Source organism: Bacteroidales bacterium, assembly GCA_031276035.1.
Classification (GTDB): Bacteria; Bacteroidota; Bacteroidia; order Bacteroidales; family BM520; genus RGIG7150.
Map to the genome: position 1 here is coordinate 37,789 of JAISNV010000015.1, position 17,436 is coordinate 55,224.

A 17,436-nucleotide genomic window follows, 5' to 3' on the forward strand; every position below is an offset into this window, starting at 1 on the left:
TGGTTAAAATTGATATTTTATGAAAACACAAGTAAAACAACGGGAAAGTGTATCGCATGTGATACAAAGTAAAACAAGAGCCGGCAGGCAGGCTCCGACAGAGCAGATTTTGCAAAGTTATTCAATTGAAAGTGGAAAGGGGAAAGGGGAAAGTTTGCAACAACAAGAAAACTCTCTTTCACCTTTCACCTCTCACCCTTCACCTGAAAAATCCCTTTCACCTAACAAAACTGGTCTGCCAGATAAGCTGAAAACAGGAATAGAAAATCTTTCCGGTTACAGTATGGATGATGTAAAGGTGCATTACAATTCCCCTAAACCCGCACAACTTCAAGCCTTAGCCTATACACAAGGCACCGATATTCATGTTGCTCCCGGACAGGAGAAACACCTTCCTCACGAAGCCTGGCATGTGGTACAACAAATGCAAGGACGGGTACAACCTACAATGCAATTGCAGGGAGTGAATGTTAACGATAATGAAGGGTTGGAGAAGGAAGCGGATGTGATGGGTGGAAAATATCAGTTATCAAATTCTTTACAAAGCCCAGCTCATTTAATTTTTTTTAATAAATCAACATCTTCTATATTACAAAGAAAATTGGGTTTTGAATACGAAATCGGAAGTATTAAAATACAACGTTGGAACCTCTTTACAGGATGGTATAATCCTCCAAAAGGGATAGTAATTAGTAATCGAAATGGATATAGTATTACTACGGACGAATATCAAGATCAAGCAGATTTAGAGATTATAATTAATCCCATAAATGAAGAAAATCAAGAAGAAAGAAATAATTTAATTACTAATGTAATTCCTGATATTACTAATGTTCTTACTTCTATAATTAACACTTCTAATGGAGATTGGGTTAAAGCAAATGATATTCCTGCTTTGAACGGGTGGAAATGGAATCGATTTTTAGCTGAATATAACTTAGCTGGAACACTTGGACAATTACAAATGACAGGTGGTATTTCAATGAATAGACTTTTTAATTTTATTTCTGGACAACTAGGAACTAATTATGTAGCAACTCTCAATAATCATGATTTAGAAGAAAGTATAACTATAGTTGTATTAACTGATTATGTGGAAAATCCAATAGCAACAGAATCTTTAGGCCAAATTAATGCAATTAACCATTTTGATGGCCTTGCTCTTCCATTAAAACAACAATTAGCGGCTATTATAGCCCTAATCACTAGAATTCCATATGCCTTATATACAAACATGAATGTAGCTCCATATCCTAAAGGAGCTGCGGGCAACTTTCTGGCAAGAACTGATTTTTCTAAATTAATGATGCTTTTACCGAATGAAGTAAAAGAATTAATAACTCCTGAACGGATAACAACATTGGTATTAGCAACAATTAATCACCTTTTAGCTGATGCAGATGATATTCCAGATTTAAATGAAGAATCCCGTGTTATTCCTATAGGATATCTGTTTTCAGGCCAAGATTTGGGTTATGACTTGACTATCCATGATTGGATACATGCAATTACTCCTACTAACGTAGGTATTCAAGGACAAGATTTACTAACGAAGAACCATTATCCTGGGACGGCTCAACAAAAAACATGGTTAGAATCTTTAGGAGGATATGGAAATAAAGTTGATGAGGAAAATAAACCTATCTTTGAATTTAGAACTCTAGACCCTCATAAGATTATTAAAGTAAACAATCTTGCCATACAAATACAAAAATTAATTAATTATTTCAATTTTAATCAATAAATTTCATTGAATCAATCATTTATTTAGATTATGTCTAAGTCGGCTTTATTAAAGTTTAAACTATTGAAAAACTAAATAAAAATTGACCGCACTTACATCAAATTCGGAGGCTGGCGAGAAGCTTTTCACTGCGGTATTCTTTCTGCCGGATTAAATGAGAATACACGGAAAATCATTTCTCACTCTCCCAAACGTTCTTTGACATCTTACTTTTTCTTCGGCAGACGTACAAAGTCCACAACGCCGAGTCGTCTTAAGAAAGCCCGCGACATTCGGAATGTAAGGCGGCTCACTTCAATGGAAGCGCTGCGAATCTTGCTTTCGTCCTGTTCCCGCCGACTTTTGGCGGTAAGCGAAAAGGTTCCGAAATCATTGAAACAAACACTGTTGCCGTTGCGCAGTTCTTTAATAGTTTGCTCAATAAGCATATCAGCAACCAAGCGTGCTTCAAATTTCGAAATGGTCGTATGCTGTGCGGCCTGCTCCGCAAGTTCGTCCAAAAACACAGTCCGGTTGTTCATTATACGAGGATATAAACCCGTTTTCTTTTTGCCTTCAGGATTCATATTATCCTGTAAGTCATCCATACGATAATAAATAGACATAATCAATAAAACAGATAAAGAGTTAAACAATAAACAAATGACAATTAACCGTAATAGCCGGTTATATTAAACAAAACACAAAGCTACAATAAATTTATATACTGTACAATATATTTATATTATATCGTACAGTATATTATCAATGTGTTGTACGATATAATATAAATATACAGCTTTGCTTTTGACTTAATGTAAGTTACCGATCTATTTAAAGAAATATAGAAAGCACTAAAAATATAGAGTAAATAATTCCGTGCTAAACTTAGAAAGAAGATATAAAATAAACAACATGCAAGAACACATAACCTATTTTAATACGTTGCTTCATACTGCCTTTGCCTATTACTTAGGCAGCAGTTACGAAATTACCGAGATAATACCTCCCAAAAGCAACCGGCTGAGTATGCTTTGGGAAGAAGGACAAACAGTTTCTCCGGAAGAGCAAATTGTAATTCTTTTGGCTCTTATGCCTCATATCAGTCCCGAAACATTAGATTTATTCTTTATACAGCACAAAGAGCTCGACCGTCATTATACGGAATTCGGCGGATGGAAGGGAACATCGCACGGCGGATTTCTGCCTACGGGTCAAACAGCGGCATTTTTGCTAACTGTATTAGCAAAAATAAGTGAAAACGGAAAGTTGAAAGGTGAAAGTTTGCAACAACAAGAAAACTCTCTTTCGCCTTTCAACTCTCCCCTTCCAATTTTAAACTTATTCGGCAAAGAGCATTGGTTTTATAAAAAAAACATCCTCCGTCTGGAAGGTCAAGGTGAAGGCGAGCCTTTTCTGAGTGGGAAATTGGTAGTTTCGGATGAGATTCTGGCAAAAGTCCATGGACAAGAATACGAACCCGAATATAACTCAAACTTTCCGGCAAAGAAGATTACTACGCTTTTGGAGTGGGATGATTTGGTGCTGCCCTATAATCTGAGGGAAGAATTGGATGATATTATCTGTTGGATAGAACATCAACAAGAAATTAGAGAGAAATGGGGGCTAAATAAAATTGTCAAACAAGGTTATCGTTGTTTATTATACGGTCAGCCCGGGACAGGTAAAACACTTACAGCTACCCTACTCGGCAAACAAAATAATATGGATGTCTATCGCGTGGATTTGTCGATGATTGTTTCCAAATATATAGGCGAAACCGAAAAGAACTTAGCCAAAATTTTTGATAAAGCCGAACATCAGAACTGGATACTCTTTTTCGATGAAGCGGATGCATTGTTCGGCCAACGTACCGACACCCAATCTTCCAACGACCGTCATGCCAATCAGGAGGTGGCTTATTTATTACAGCGTATTGAGGATTTTCCGGGAATTGTGATTCTTGCAACCAATCTGAAAGAAAATATTGATGAAGCCTTTTTCCGTCGCTTTCAGTCGTCTCTATATTTTCCTATCCCGGACGAACGCTTGAGGTATAAGCTTTGGCGAAATATGCTTCCAAAGGAATGGTTGCCAGAAGATTCGGAATCGTTTATCCGCCATGCAGCATCTTATAAATTATCAGGGGGAAGTATGGTAAACGCAATACAAAATTGCGCCATAAAACTACATGGGAAGAATTCGCCGGTATTAACCGAAGAAATTCTAAAGCAGGCTTTGTTAAGAGAACAGCAAAAGGAAGGAAAGGTGATAAGTGATGAGAGATGAGTTATAAATGTAGAGAATCGGAATTTTATTTCTATTGATTATTATTCTGTTGGTTGTACGTAATATTTTCTGTTTTTACAGTAAATCCGTAATCAATTCGGATTCGTACTTTTTTCTCTTGTACAAATTTCTCCCGACGGAAGGAATATTTATTACTTCTATATTTAAAAATCAATAAGAAAAAATTGTCCCTAAATATTTTTTGTACTTATATTATTTTGTATTTTAGGTAGAAAAGAGCAATACACATCGTAGTCATCATCAGGAATTTTATTTTTCAGAAATATTCTAAGATTATCCAAAACATTATATTCATTTTCAGTTATACATATTGAAAGAAAAAAACTTGGAGGGGTTTCGTAATAAAAATATGCTTTCTTATAATTATCGTATTCTATGGGAAAGTAACAACCGACGAAAGGATCTTCTTTTAATGCACACATATCCAATTGAATTGTTCTTTGTGTTACATTAAATCCGAGTTCATCAATACATCGTTCAACAATATCTTTTGTTTTTACAAAATCATGTTTCCTCAACAAAGAATCTATCAATCGATAGCGAGCCAAAGCAAATTTGTTTTGAGACATATATGAAACACATTATTGTATTTTTAATAAATAGTAAATTTTCGCAGCAACAGATTAAAATTTATCATATAAAATTGTATGATTGTGATAAAATATAAAATAATTAGCAAAGCTATAAAATTTATAGTAATATACAGCCTAAAGTCAAGGGTTATCGTTCTCCTTTACTGTACGGCAAATTTCTGATAAGTGGCTATTTGCTATTCTTGGGAACAAATAATCTTTATTTTTGTGTTTTCCATCGGAGAAAATTCGCCAAACCAAGTATTGGAAATTCGGAATTTATAGCTCGGAATTCTCATATTTCTCCCAAATATCGGGGCGTAATTCTTTGGTCTTCTTGATTGATTCTTCCATTCGCCATTTCTCTATTTCGGCATCATTACCGGAAAGAATAATATCCGGTACTTTCATTCCGTCATAAACAGACGGACGCGTATATATAGGAGGAGAGAGTAATCCGTCTTGAAATGAATCTGTTAACGCACTTGTTTCATCATTTAGTACGTCGGGTATTAATCTTATGATAGCATCCGCAATGACCATAGAAGCTAATTCTCCTCCGGTAATTACATAATCCCCAATGGATAATTCCATTGTGAAATATTTATCCCGTAACCTTTGATCAATCCCTTTATAATGTCCGCATAAGATTATTATATTTCCTTTTAATGAGATATAATTCGCTGTCTTCTGATCAAATAGCTTTCCATCCGGAGTGGTATAAATTATCTCATCATATTTTCGTTCCGAAATTAACTTTTCTATTAAATCGGCAATTGGTTGAATCATCATGACCATTCCGGCTCCCGGTCCGTATGCATAATCATCAACTCTTTTGTGCTTATTTATTGTGTAATCGCGGATATTATGAATATGTATTTCCACAAGATTATTTTCCTGCGCCCTTTTAATTATCGACTGATTGAAAGGTCCGTTAAACATTTCCGGAAATATGGTAAGAATATCTATTCTCATATTATGATTTTAATTTGGGCAAAGATAAAAAAATCCTTAGACTTAGAAAGTGGATATTAAACTTAGAAAGTTTAATGAATCTTTACTAAACGGCACAATTTAATATTCTTTGCAATATATTATAAATGTTTAATTAAAATTTATTGTTATGAATAATTCAAATAGTTGGTTTAATCTGCACCAGCCTATGTTAGAAAATCAAATTTATCATATTTTTAATCAAGGTAACAATGGGGAAGTAATTTTTAAAAATAAGGAGAATAAAAATTATTTTAAAAGTAAATTATACAAATATATTAGTCCTTTCGCTGATGTTCTTGCTGAATGTTTGATGAGTGATCATTATCACTTGTTAATAAGGATAAAACCATATAAAGAAGTTGCGGAACATGTACATAAAGTAAAGGGATTATATCAAGTTATAAAACGCCACAAAGCTATCGGTAAGCGAAATGAAATCAGTATTATAATTAGTGAAATGTTACGTAGATGTTTTATGTCATATGCTAAAGCTTTCAATAAAATGTACAATAGATTAGGAAGTCTTTTCAGGAAAAATTTCAGAAGAAAATTAATAACATCTGAAAAATATTTGAAGAATATTTGGATATACATTCATAAGAATCCGCAGAAACATAAATATATAGAAGATTATAGAAAAAGTAAATCAAGTAGTTATTCAAATTACCTACACAGTAATATCAAAAATTTATACATCAAAATGATTTTCAATAAAATATTTATTAATATAGATTTATATATAAAAAATCATGAACAATATATACAAAGTAATGATGATGATATTGTTATAATAGAGTGACAAATATTTTGTGTTTGATGTAGTTTAGGAATGTTTATTTATAATAAAAATTACTACTTTTGCAACTGGTTATTTTAAAAGTAGATAAATCATATTTACTTCTTATATAATTAATTAAATAAAATAATTATAATGAAACAATTAATTGAATGCGTTCCTAATTTTAGTGAAGGTAATGATATGACAATCATTGCCAAAATTACTGATGTTATAAAAGCTGTTGACGGTGTAAAATTATTAGATGTTGATCCGGGGAAAGCAACGAATCGTACGGTTGTTACCTTTGTAGGCGAACCAGAAGCGGTTTGTGATGCGGCTTTTAAAGCAATCAAACTCGCCGGCGAACTAATAGACATGAGTAAGCATCATGGCGAACATCCCCGTTTCGGTGCAACAGATGTTTGTCCGCTCGTTCCTATTTCTAATATAACTATGGAAGAAACAGTTAACTATGCCAGAAAATTAGCAAAAAGGGTTGGTGAAGAACTTGAGATACCGGTTTATTGTTATGAATTTGCAGCTCAAGAAGAAAAACGTAGAAATTTAGCGAATTGCAGAGCCGGAGAATATGAAGGATTGAAAGAGAAACTTTCTAATCCGGCATGGAAACCGGATTTCGGACAGAATTCTTTTACTGATAAGGTTGCAAAGACCGGTGCAACTGCAATAGGTGCCAGAAACTTTCTTGTTGCATATAATATAAATTTAAATACAACATCTGTAAGAAGAGCGAATGCCATCGCATTTGATGTCAGAGAGAAAGGAAGAGAAAAACGTGAAGGAGATTCATTAACAGGCAAAATTGTAAAAGATGAGAACGGCAATAAAGTATATATTCCAGGCACTTTAAAATCTGTTAAAGCAATAGGTTGGTATATCGAAGAATATGGAATCGCTCAAATTTCAATGAACTTAACTGATATCACAATTACCTCTGTGCATGAAGCTTTTGAAGAAGTTAGTAAAAAAGCCGATATAAGAGGCATCAGAGTTACAGGTTCCGAATTAGTCGGCCTGATACCGCTTCAAGCTATGCTTGATGCCGGAAAATATTTTCTAAAAAAACAACAACGCTCTATAGGTATCTCGGATGATGAAATAATTAAGATAGCGATTAAATCTTTAGGACTTGATGAACTTTATAAATTTGATCCGAAAAAGAAAATTATTGAGTATCTGCTTGAGGAAGACGCTTCTAAAAAGCTTATTGATATGAATCTAAAAGCTTTTGCCGAGGAAACTGCAAGTGAATCTCCTGCGCCAGGTGGCGGCTCAATTTCCGCTTATATGGGTGCTTTAGGAGTAGCTCTCGGTACTATGGTTGCAAACTTGTCGGCACACAAACGCGGCTGGGACGACAGATGGGAAGAGTTTTCAAAATGGGCTGAAAAAGGGAAATTTTATCAAGACCAATTAATTAAGATGGTCGACGAAGACACAAACGCTTTTAATAAAATTATGGATGCATTTTCACTTCCCAAGTCTAATGAGAATGAGAAAATGATTCGAACAAAGGCTATTCAAGAAGCTACAAAGTATGCTATTGAAGTGCCATTGAAAGTTATGGAACTTTGTTGTGATTCAATGGAAGTGATGAAAGCTATGGCAGAAACAGGAAATCCTAATTCTATTTCAGATGCCGGTGTCGGTACTTTGGCTGCAAGAGCCGGAGTGCGCGGCGCATATTTAAATGTAAAAATCAATGCCGCTTCTTATGACGATAAAGCTTTTATTGAAGAAACTCTTGAAAAAGCACGTATTATTAATGAGACAGCTGAGATAAAAGAAATAGAGATTATAAAAATTGTAGATAAAACTTTATAGCTTTAATGTAAAATTATATCAATGAATTGTATTAGGAGGTTATCTTTTAGATAACCTTTTTTTGTGGGTTTATATTTATATATTTTGAGAATATTCATAGTCCGGTTCAATAATTTGGAATTAATTATTCTTTCTAAGTTTAGAAGTATCTCTCAAAATATAAACATTAACAAAAATCATTTGAAAAATACTTATGTTTAATATTTAATTATAAGTCGTTAATTTCATATTATAAACCGACACAACAAACTAATGAACAGTAAAATAAAATAAAATAGAAATATTTTTTCAAAAAAGTTGCTGTTTTTGTAAAAAGTATTATCTTTGCACGTCCTTAATGATAGGTAGCCGGATCGGTAGTTCAGTTTGGTTAGAATACATGCCTGTCACGCATGGGGTCGCGGGTTCGAGTCCCGTCCGGTCCGCTGAATTAAATTTAACAAATTACAGCTAAAACCTACAAATTTATTTTGTAGGTTTTTTTATTCCCTTTGAACAGAGCTAAAAGTTATAAATTATACAAAAAACCCACATCATCTGTAACCTAAACAAATGTATATAATAGACCAAAAATTATATGCTTTCTAATTAATGATAAAACTTAGAAAGCTGTATGTTCAAATCCTTAATTCTTATTATTCTTTCCAACCAAAAGGATGTTCAGCAATAGGCAGTTTTGCCAATGGATGATAATCATCTTTTAAGCCGACCGGGACGGAATTACGTATATTATAAACAATATTCAATGAAGTACGCGCATCATCAAGCCCAAAGCCTTCACCCGCAATTATTTTTTTATAACTCAATGTATGTAAATCTTCGAAACCTTTACTAAACTCAAACTCATTGCCATTAATATTAATGACACGATAAGTCCTCAAATTATTTTCCAATGCAGACTTAGGAAGTGTATCTGCATTTATACTTAGAAAGTAACGAACCCGCGCTTTTTTAAATTCCAGATAACCTGCTACTCTATCATGAGTACTTACATGAACAACATTAGACTCAACATCACCAAAAATCCATGCCAACATATCATAAAAATGAATACCAATATTTGTAGCAACGCCTCCACTCTTATGCACATCCCCTTTCCAACCAGCATAATACCAATAACCACGCGAAGTTATATAAGTTAATTCGACATCATATTTTTTATTCTCACTACTTTCTAAAACCTTATTTCGTAAAGCAATAATTGAAGGATGAAGCCGTAATTGTAAAATTGTATTAATTCTTCTACCGGTATTCTGCTCAACTTCTTTCAACACATCAATATTCCAAGGATTCAAGACAATAGGTTTTTCACAAATTACATCTGCGCCTAAACGAAGACCATAACGAATATGAGCATCATGTAAATAATTCGGAGTACATATTGATACATAATCTATTTTATCACCTTTGCCGATATATTTAGTACAATGCCTGTCAAACAACTCTTGTTCGGTAAAAAAAGATGCTTTAGGAAAGTAAGAATCAATTATACCTACACTTTCCGATTTATCGTATGCGGCAACAAGCTCATTATTTGTTTCCTTTATTGCATTCATATGTCGCGGAGCAACATAGCCGGCAGCACCTATCAAAGCAAATTTTTTCTTCATACTTTCAGATTTTTGCAAATGTAAGAAATTTCATAATAAATTACTTGTAAGTAAAATCATGAAATTTTCGTTTGTTTTTTCTTTTTTATTTTATAAACGATGTAATAAATCATCAATGATGTAATTAAGCCTAATATAAGCCCTACGCCATCTGCGATTATATCATTGAAACTAAAAGTTCTATATTTAAGAAAATGTTGAACAAATTCCATTATTATGCCAACTAATAAGCCAATAAATATCCAAATCCATTTGTTTATCTTTTTAAATGCGAACATAAAAAAAGCCCAAGGAAAAAACATTAAAGCATGAATAATATAGTCGGCACGAATCGGTAAACGCGTAGCTATTTTTATTTTTGACAGATTGCTTACCGGAATCACAAGTAAAGTTATTATTGATACTATATAAATAGTAAACAATATTATATAAATATTCTTTTTTAGAAAATTCTTCACTTATTTTTAGATTAGGTTTTCTTATACCTTTTGTACATTTTCGAACAATTACTGCAATAGTAATCGTCATTAAGCATAGTACCACATTCGCATACCCAGGCAATTTGTTTTGCCGGAACCCCGGCTACCAGCGCATGAGCCTTTACATCTCTTGTAACTACTGCTCCTGCAGCTACCATAGCGTTTTCACCAATGGTATTACCACAGACAATTGTTGCATTTGCACCTATAGTAGCACCTCTTTTAACAAGGGTTTTTGCATATTTTTTATCGACAGGAAATAAAGAACGCGGAGTTAACACATTGGTAAAAACACAAGAAGGCCCGCAGAAGACATTCTCCTCTAATTCAACACCTTCGTAAACAGAAACATTATTTTGAATTTTTACATTATTTCCGATCTTTACATTATTTCCAATATTAACATTTTGTCCTAAAACACAATTATCTCCTATTTCGGCTCCTTTTTGAATATGACAAAAGTGCCAAATTTTAGTATCTTTTCCAATTTTCACATCCTCATCTATGTAGCTTGACTCGTGAACATAAAAATCTTCTTTCATATCATTATTAACTTAATTAATATTTGGAATTTCTGCAATCAAATCAAAATAATCTGCATCGGTAATTAAAACATCGTAAAACTCACCAATTTCCAGATTATTTTCGGAAAAAACTATCACCTCATTATCTACTTCAGGAGAATCAAATTCGGTACGGCCAATATAATAATCATTTTCCTTCGAATCAATAATAACTTTCATAATGCTACCTATTTTTTCTTGATTCTTCTTTAAAGAAATATCTTGTTGAACTTCGAGTAGCCTATCTTTTCGTAACTGCTTCACTTCATCCGGTACATCGTCGAGCATATCCGCAGCAGCAGTTCCTTCTTCACTTGAAAATGTAAAAACCCCTACTCTATCAAATTGCGATTCTTTTACAAACTCAACCAATTCTTCAAATTCTTCTTCAGTTTCTCCCGGAAAACCTACAATAAAAGCAGTTCGAATTGCAATATCGGGAACAATTTCCTTAATTCTTTTCACCAAAGCAATTGTTTCTTCTTTATTAATATTCCTCTTCATCCTCTTAAGAATCGGAGAACTGATATGTTGTAAAGGAATATCTAAATATTTACATACATTAAGGAACTCATTGAAAATCTTTATAAAATCCTCGTTAATTTCATTGGGATGCGCATAATGCAATCTTATCCAAGAAAATCCTAATCCGGAAATCTTTTGAACAAGATTTCGTAACTCTATAGATTTATATAAATCTAATCCATAATATGTGAGGTCTTGAGAAATAAGTATTAATTCCTTAACACCTTTATCCACCAAAAATTTAGCTTCAGATAAAATATCTTCTTTGGTTCTTGAAATATGTTTACCTCTGATAAGCGGAATAGCACAAAAGGCACATTTTTTATTACAGCCTTCAGCAATTTTAAGATAAGCATAATGATTCGGGGTTAAAACCAATCTTAAAACTTTGTCATCAGCAAAGTTTTTACTTTCATTTACTATAGACTTAGAAAGTGTTTCTATGTTATTTACTCCGAACCAACCATCAACTTCAGGAATGGCTTCTTGTAACTCTTTTTTATTACGTTCAACCAAACAACCGAAAACATATAATTTACTAAGTTTATAACGTTTGTCATTTTTAATTCGGACACAATCTAAAATTGTATCTACAGATTCCTCCTTCGCATCAAGAATAAATCCGCAAGTATTAATAATAGCTATATCGGCTTTATCTATTGATTCAAAAGTAACTTGTAAGCCATAGTTATCAAGTATTCCGGCAAGTTTTTCAGAATCAACTACATTTTTAGAACAACCCAATGTTATTACTGATACTTTCATGATTTCAAATCCAATTTAAAATTTATTTCACTTTCTAAGTTTAATATCTTAAAACCAATTATCACTTTCTAAGTTTAGCAAAATCGTTTTTTCTAAGCTTAAACCTCTTTATCTTTGTTAATCTTTTTCTTTCAATTCTTTTATATCTACTTTCTAAGTCTATAGTAAATTTAAAATTGTCAAAAAACCTTTTTAATTTTCATCTAATTCCAGATCTACAAATTCAAATGCAACTTTATGCTTACCATCAACCGGATGGTAAGATTTTGCAACGACTTTCCATTGTTCAAAATCAATTTTGGGAAAATAAGTATCGGCTTCAGGAGAATCTTCTACAAAAGTTAAATATAATTTATTAGCTAAAGGAAGAAATTGGCGATAAATCGAAGCGCCTCCCATGATAAATACTTCATTATCATCAGCGGTTAACTTCAAGACATCATCAATGGAATAAGCCATTTCACAAGCTTCAAACTTTTCATCATGATTATCTGTTATCACGATATTCCTTCTATTCGGCAAAGCACCTTTCGGAAGTGAAAGAAAAGTATTTCTTCCCATAACAACAGTATGTCCTGTAGTAAGATGTTTAAATCTTTTCATATCATCCGGCAGAGACCATAAAAGCTGATTCTTATAACCAATGGCGTAATTATCTTTTGCAATGGCAACAACTATTGATATATTATGCATACTTTCTAAGTTTATTTAAAAAAACAAGATGTTCGGAAGCTATAAACTTCCAAACATCTTGGTAAAAACATATATTATTTTTTAATAACCGAAAATTTCTTCTAATTGAAGTTCTTGTACCGTGCCATATTTTTTCAATTCTCCAAAATTAATTGTAGATTTATCACCAATAATCATATATTTGTATGATTTGCCGGCAACATAACTATTGAAGAATTTTTCAAATTCGCTTATCGGCATATTTTTTACTTTTTCATAAGTATCTTTACGGTAATCATAATCGATTCCTAATCTTTTAAGGCTTAACCAATTGAAGAAAATATTGGATTTTACTATTCTCTCCGTATTAATCCTTTTAACAATAGCATCTTTGGATAATTCATACTGAGTTTCAGATAATGGCATCTTATTCATAAGATCCGTCATAGCATCCGCAGCGGTTTTTAATTTATCCGATTGTGTACCGACAAAACAATATATTGAATTAAAATCGTCTTTTTTATTCGGTGAGTTTATTGATGCCATAGAAGAATAAGCAAGTGAACGGGCTTCTCTGATTTCCTGGAAAACAATTGAAGATAATCCGCCGCCATAGTATTCGCCGAATAATGTCATATAAGGAAAATCGGCAACATTAAATTTATCGGCTCTGCTAACCATCAGTAAATTCGATTGAACCATTTTATAGTTTACAAAAAAGATTTCATCTTTATTGATATCGAGTTTATCAAATCTTTTTTCGGCAGGAAATTTCTTTAATTGATTATTTACAGTATGTTTGGTTTTTATATTCTTCTGTACTTCCGGTTGATTTTTAGGTCCGTAATAAAATACTAAATGTTCATAATTTGTAAGATCCTTGATTATATCAACGAGTTCATTAGGATCAATATTTCTTAATTCGGCTTCAGAAATTAAATAAGTTGACGGATTATTCGGACCATACATACCATAACTACGCATTGCGCGCCATAAAATATTACTAGGATCCAATTTATCGTTTTCACGTCTCTTAATCAAACCGTCAACATAATTATTATAAGCTTCCTGATCAACCTTTGCATGTTTTAAAATATGTTCCAACAATTCAATTGCTTCATTAAACTTATCTTCCATACCGGAAATATAAACGTAACTCATATCATTTCCGGGAACAACGGAAAATCTCAAAGCGAGTTTATACAATTCTTGTTGCAATTGTTCTGCAGTATATTTATCAGTTCCTAAATATTGCAAATAATCAATTGCTATAGGAATTTTAAGATCATTAAATTTACCGGCTTCGAAAATATAATAAAGCTGGAAAATTCTATTAGTAGTATTTTTTGTATAATAGAAATCTAATCCGTCTTGTAATTTTTCGCCGTCAATTGCAGTATTATAATCAATAAATACCGGTTTTATATCATTAACTTCAATTGCTGAAATTTCTTTAAAAAATTCCGATTGAGCATCTCTGTTTATAGGTATTGTTGAAATTTCCGGTTTTTCAACACGAACAATGCCGGTTGGTTCACCTGTTCTTTTATATCCAACAATATAATTATTTTTATAATTTTTATTAACGAAATCAACTATCTGTTTTTTCGTAACTTGCGCAAATCTTTCATCATCTCGGAAAACATCAACATAATCTTTATCCATTATAAACTGGCCGATGAATCCGTATGTTCTCGCCATGTTATACTCGTCCTGCGACATCTTGGAGTAACGCGCATTGTTTACTGCTGCTTCAAGCACCCAATCTTCGAAATCACCTTTCTTTATTTTATCAAGCTGTTCGAAAAGAAGATCTTTCGCTTCATCCAAAGTTTGTCCGTCACGAGGCTGTGCATCAAAGTAATGAACAATATAATCTTTAAGAGCCCAATCATATGAAGATGCATCAAGAACTTTTTGCTGTTGATTAAGGTTTATATCAATTAATCCGCATTTTCCATTTGTTAGAATTTTATTGACAGCACTAATGATTATATCATTATCACCTTCATTTTCAAATCTAAACACTATTGATATTGATTCTGATTCTGGACCGGACACTTCGATAACAATGGGTTCGGTGATCGGTTCTTCTTTAATAATTTGTTTTTCTGGAAGTTCTCTTTTTTCGAGTTGACCGAAATGTTTGCTTACAAGTTTTATGGTTTCGTCAAGATTAATATCTCCTGAAAGCGCAACCGCCATATTATTAGGGACATAAAATGTTTGATGAAAAGTTACAATATCTTTCATTGACGGAAATTTCAAATGTTCGGGATAACCGATAACGTCTCTGCCGTAAGGATGATTTGGAAACAAAGCTTCCATCATTATTGTATTCATACGTGAATTGTCCATATCCTGATACATATTAAATTCTTCATAGACAGTTTCGAGTTCGGTATGAAACAACCTTAGAACAATATTTTGGAAACGATCAACTTCAACCATCATCCATTTTTCAAGTTCATTAGTAGGAATTTCATTGATATAGACAGTCATTTCATAAGAAGTTCCGGCATTAGTATTAGAAGCGCCCAAACTAGTAACCATTTTATCATATTCGCTTGGAATTGCATATCCTGCAGCTAAAACGGAAAGGCTATCAATTTGTTTGTATAACATTGCCTGTTCATTCGGATCAGTAGAATTTCTACGAATTTCAAAAAGTTCGGATATTCTATCTAACAAAGCACTTTCTTCTTCCCAATTTGTTGTTCCGAGACGATTAGTTCCTTTAAACATCATGTGCTCAAAATAGTGAGCCAAACCGGTTGAATTCAAATCTTCTGAGGTTGAGCCGGCTTTAACACCGATTAATGTAGAAACACGAGGTTCAACTTCATTTCTCGACAAAAAGACTGTAAGTCCGTTGTCAAGTTTATAAATTCTCGATTGAGTAGGATCATTGGTAACATACTCGTAAGTATAACCGTTAGAATCGACAGCAGTTTTAACTTCATAAGCGGATTTTTTTCCGCAAGAAACAAGAATAACTACTAATAAAACGAATGAAAAAATTCTAGTAAGTTTCATATAATTAATTTTAAAATTTATATTAATTCGGGGAATTTTGGAATATTGCCAGTTTCATAAACACCGGAATCTAACTTAGCTTTTACTTTTCCAAAAGCATTTAAAGTGTACTCAACATCTTCTAAAGTATGAGCTGCTGTTGGGATTAATCGAAAGATAATTTCGCCTTTCGGAATAACAGGATAAACAACAATTGAACAGAAAATATTGTAATGTTCTCTTAATTCCAGAGCTAAATTAGTTGCCTCTGAAACACTTCCGTTAAGAAAAACTGGGGTAACGCATGATTGAGTTCTTCCAAGATTAAATCCTCTTTCTCTTAATCCCGATTGTAATGCGTTAACAATCTTCCATAAGTTTTCCTTTAATTCCGGCATATTACGAACCATTTCAAGTCGTTTCAGTGCTCCTATAGTCATAGGCATAGGCAAAGATTTGGCGTATATTTGTGACCTCATATTGTATTTTAGAAAATCGATGATATATTTATCTGCAGCAACAAAAGCGCCGATTCCGGCAAAAGATTTTGCAAAAGTACCGAAATAAACATCTATTTGATCTTGAACGCCATAATGTTCTCCTGTACCTGCACCTGTTGCGCCCATAGTACCTAAACCATGCGCATCATCAACCAAAAGTCTGAAATTATATTTTTTCTTTAATTCGGCAACGCCTTTTAAATTACCGACGGCACCCGACATTCCGAAAACACCTTCGGTTATAACAAGAACACCGCCGCCTTGTTCATCAGCTAAACGAGTTGCATTAATCAAACGTTTTTCTAAGCTTTCCATGTCATTATGCGCATAACTAAAACGTTTAGAATTTGTCATACGCATTCCGTCAATAATACAAGCATGTGCTTCCGCATCGTAAACAATAACATCACGACCACGTTTATCACACAGGCAATCAATAATTGAAGTCATTCCCTGGTAACCGAAATTCAAAAGGTATGCCGCTTCTTTTTGCTCAAATGCAGCAAGTTCATTTTCGAGTTGAATATGATATTTTGTTTGTCCAGACATTGCTCTGGCACCCATCGGATAAGCCATTCCATATTTCTCACACGCTTCGGCATCCGCTTTTCTAACTTCCGGATGATTAGCTAAACCTAAATAATTATTAATACTCCATACCAGGCGTTCCTTACCGTTAAACATCATACGGGGACCAAGTTCACCCTCTAATTGAGGAAAAATAAAATAGCCTTCTGCCATTTTTTGATATTGTCCTAACGGACCAGCATCTTTTGAAAATTTGTCAAATAAATCCATATATAATTATTTTTTACAATCTGCAAAGATAGCTTTTTTAAATTAAGAATTATGGGTTAAAAATTAAGATTTTTTGAAATAAAATTTATTATTAAAACGAATGTATTACTTCGTATTTATAAATAAGATAAAAAGCTGTTTTAGATAATAATATACAATCAATGCTTCACTTACTCACTAACAACAAACTTCCTAATGAACTTCTTTTCATTATTCCGGATAACCAAAATATAAATACCCCGCGATAAACCAGATACATTATACTTATACCGATAGACCCGTTCG

The 17,436-nt window shown here is 33.0% G+C and carries 15 protein-coding genes and 1 tRNA gene; 5 read left to right on the forward strand and 11 right to left on the reverse strand.

Features of this window, described 5'->3' with window-relative positions; all coding sequences use genetic code 11:
* Positions 1 to 19: 19 nt before the first annotated feature.
* Complete coding sequence (locus LBP67_03915) at positions 20 to 1,744, forward strand: DUF4157 domain-containing protein (GenBank protein ID MDR2084123.1); 1,725 nt, start codon at positions 20 to 22, stop codon at positions 1,742 to 1,744.
* A gap of 206 nt (positions 1,745 to 1,950) precedes the next feature.
* Here the strand turns inward: LBP67_03915 and LBP67_03920 are convergent, their stop codons facing one another.
* On the reverse strand, positions 1,951 to 2,349 hold the full coding sequence (locus LBP67_03920) for an HU family DNA-binding protein (GenBank protein MDR2084124.1): 399 nt from the start codon (positions 2,347 to 2,349) through the stop codon (positions 1,951 to 1,953).
* 289 nt (positions 2,350 to 2,638) lie between these two features.
* Between LBP67_03920 and LBP67_03925 the strand changes: the two genes are divergently transcribed.
* Positions 2,639 to 4,012 (forward strand): ATP-binding protein, encoded by a 1,374-nt coding sequence (locus LBP67_03925; protein MDR2084125.1) that lies wholly within the window; start codon positions 2,639 to 2,641, stop codon positions 4,010 to 4,012.
* A gap of 191 nt (positions 4,013 to 4,203) precedes the next feature.
* Here the strand turns inward: LBP67_03925 and LBP67_03930 are convergent, their stop codons facing one another.
* The gene (locus LBP67_03930; GenBank protein MDR2084126.1) at positions 4,204 to 4,602 is read right to left on the reverse strand and encodes a hypothetical protein; all 399 of its coding nucleotides are present in this window, start codon (positions 4,600 to 4,602) and stop codon (positions 4,204 to 4,206) included.
* A gap of 282 nt (positions 4,603 to 4,884) precedes the next feature.
* The gene (gene trmD, locus LBP67_03935; GenBank protein MDR2084127.1) at positions 4,885 to 5,580 is read right to left on the reverse strand and encodes a tRNA (guanosine(37)-N1)-methyltransferase TrmD; all 696 of its coding nucleotides are present in this window, start codon (positions 5,578 to 5,580) and stop codon (positions 4,885 to 4,887) included.
* Positions 5,581 to 5,728: 148 nt separating this feature from the next.
* Between trmD and LBP67_03940 the strand changes: the two genes are divergently transcribed.
* The 3 genes from LBP67_03940 to LBP67_03950 all read left to right on the forward strand — a co-directional run bounded on the left by LBP67_03940 (position 5,729) and on the right by LBP67_03950 (position 8,649).
* On the forward strand, positions 5,729 to 6,400 hold the full coding sequence (locus tag LBP67_03940; GenBank protein ID MDR2084128.1) for a transposase: 672 nt from the start codon (positions 5,729 to 5,731) through the stop codon (positions 6,398 to 6,400).
* A 132-nt stretch (positions 6,401 to 6,532) separates the two neighbouring features.
* Complete coding sequence (gene ftcD, locus LBP67_03945) at positions 6,533 to 8,224, forward strand: glutamate formimidoyltransferase (GenBank protein ID MDR2084129.1); 1,692 nt, start codon at positions 6,533 to 6,535, stop codon at positions 8,222 to 8,224.
* A 350-nt stretch (positions 8,225 to 8,574) separates the two neighbouring features.
* Positions 8,575 to 8,649: transfer RNA gene (locus LBP67_03950), tRNA-Asp, on the forward strand.
* A 210-nt stretch (positions 8,650 to 8,859) separates the two neighbouring features.
* Here LBP67_03950 and LBP67_03955 read toward each other — a convergent pair.
* The 8 genes from LBP67_03955 to LBP67_03990 form a co-directional block, all read right to left on the reverse strand.
* Positions 8,860 to 9,834: a Gfo/Idh/MocA family oxidoreductase gene (locus LBP67_03955; protein MDR2084130.1), complete on the reverse strand. Its 975-nt coding sequence runs from the start codon at positions 9,832 to 9,834 to the stop codon at positions 8,860 to 8,862.
* A gap of 56 nt (positions 9,835 to 9,890) precedes the next feature.
* Positions 9,891 to 10,292, reverse strand: a complete 402-nt coding sequence (locus tag LBP67_03960) for a VanZ family protein (GenBank protein ID MDR2084131.1) — start codon at positions 10,290 to 10,292, stop codon at positions 9,891 to 9,893.
* A gap of 11 nt (positions 10,293 to 10,303) precedes the next feature.
* Positions 10,304 to 10,855, reverse strand: a complete 552-nt coding sequence (locus tag LBP67_03965; GenBank protein MDR2084132.1) for an acetyltransferase — start codon at positions 10,853 to 10,855, stop codon at positions 10,304 to 10,306.
* Between the two features lie 12 nt (positions 10,856 to 10,867).
* Positions 10,868 to 12,166, reverse strand: a complete 1,299-nt coding sequence (gene rimO / locus LBP67_03970) for a 30S ribosomal protein S12 methylthiotransferase RimO (protein ID MDR2084133.1) — start codon at positions 12,164 to 12,166, stop codon at positions 10,868 to 10,870.
* 192 nt (positions 12,167 to 12,358) lie between these two features.
* Complete coding sequence (locus tag LBP67_03975) at positions 12,359 to 12,859, reverse strand: dihydrofolate reductase (GenBank protein MDR2084134.1); 501 nt, start codon at positions 12,857 to 12,859, stop codon at positions 12,359 to 12,361.
* 81 nt (positions 12,860 to 12,940) lie between these two features.
* A complete protein-coding gene (locus tag LBP67_03980; GenBank protein MDR2084135.1) occupies positions 12,941 to 15,874 on the reverse strand; it encodes an insulinase family protein in 2,934 nt (977 codons plus the stop codon).
* 17 nt (positions 15,875 to 15,891) lie between these two features.
* A complete protein-coding gene (locus LBP67_03985; GenBank protein MDR2084136.1) occupies positions 15,892 to 17,151 on the reverse strand; it encodes an aminotransferase class I/II-fold pyridoxal phosphate-dependent enzyme in 1,260 nt (419 codons plus the stop codon).
* Positions 17,152 to 17,321: 170 nt separating this feature from the next.
* Positions 17,322 to 17,387, reverse strand: coding sequence for a hypothetical protein (locus LBP67_03990; protein ID MDR2084137.1), 66 nt, complete (start codon positions 17,385 to 17,387; stop codon positions 17,322 to 17,324).
* Positions 17,388 to 17,436: the final 49 nt, after the last annotated feature.

Bases quoted from the DNA above. Each gene is read 5' to 3' on its own strand.
- ftcD (MDR2084129.1), top strand. From the start codon at position 6,533: ATGAAACAATTAATTGAATGCGTTCCTAATTTTAGTGAAGGTAATGAT.
- LBP67_03930 (MDR2084126.1), bottom strand. From the start codon at position 4,602: ATGTCTCAAAACAAATTTGCTTTGGCTCGCTATCGATTGATAGATTCT.
- LBP67_03975 (MDR2084134.1), bottom strand. From the start codon at position 12,859: ATGCATAATATATCAATAGTTGTTGCCATTGCAAAAGATAATTACGCC.
- trmD (MDR2084127.1), bottom strand. From the start codon at position 5,580: ATGAGAATAGATATTCTTACCATATTTCCGGAAATGTTTAACGGACCT.
- LBP67_03965 (MDR2084132.1), bottom strand. From the start codon at position 10,855: ATGAAAGAAGATTTTTATGTTCACGAGTCAAGCTACATAGATGAGGAT.
- LBP67_03985 (MDR2084136.1), bottom strand. From the start codon at position 17,151: ATGGATTTATTTGACAAATTTTCAAAAGATGCTGGTCCGTTAGGACAA.
- LBP67_03920 (MDR2084124.1), bottom strand. From the start codon at position 2,349: ATGTCTATTTATTATCGTATGGATGACTTACAGGATAATATGAATCCT.
- LBP67_03955 (MDR2084130.1), bottom strand. From the start codon at position 9,834: ATGAAGAAAAAATTTGCTTTGATAGGTGCTGCCGGCTATGTTGCTCCG.
- LBP67_03915 (MDR2084123.1), top strand. From the start codon at position 20: ATGAAAACACAAGTAAAACAACGGGAAAGTGTATCGCATGTGATACAA.
- LBP67_03940 (MDR2084128.1), top strand. From the start codon at position 5,729: ATGAATAATTCAAATAGTTGGTTTAATCTGCACCAGCCTATGTTAGAA.
- rimO (MDR2084133.1), bottom strand. From the start codon at position 12,166: ATGAAAGTATCAGTAATAACATTGGGTTGTTCTAAAAATGTAGTTGAT.
- LBP67_03925 (MDR2084125.1), top strand. From the start codon at position 2,639: ATGCAAGAACACATAACCTATTTTAATACGTTGCTTCATACTGCCTTT.
- LBP67_03980 (MDR2084135.1), bottom strand. From the start codon at position 15,874: ATGAAACTTACTAGAATTTTTTCATTCGTTTTATTAGTAGTTATTCTT.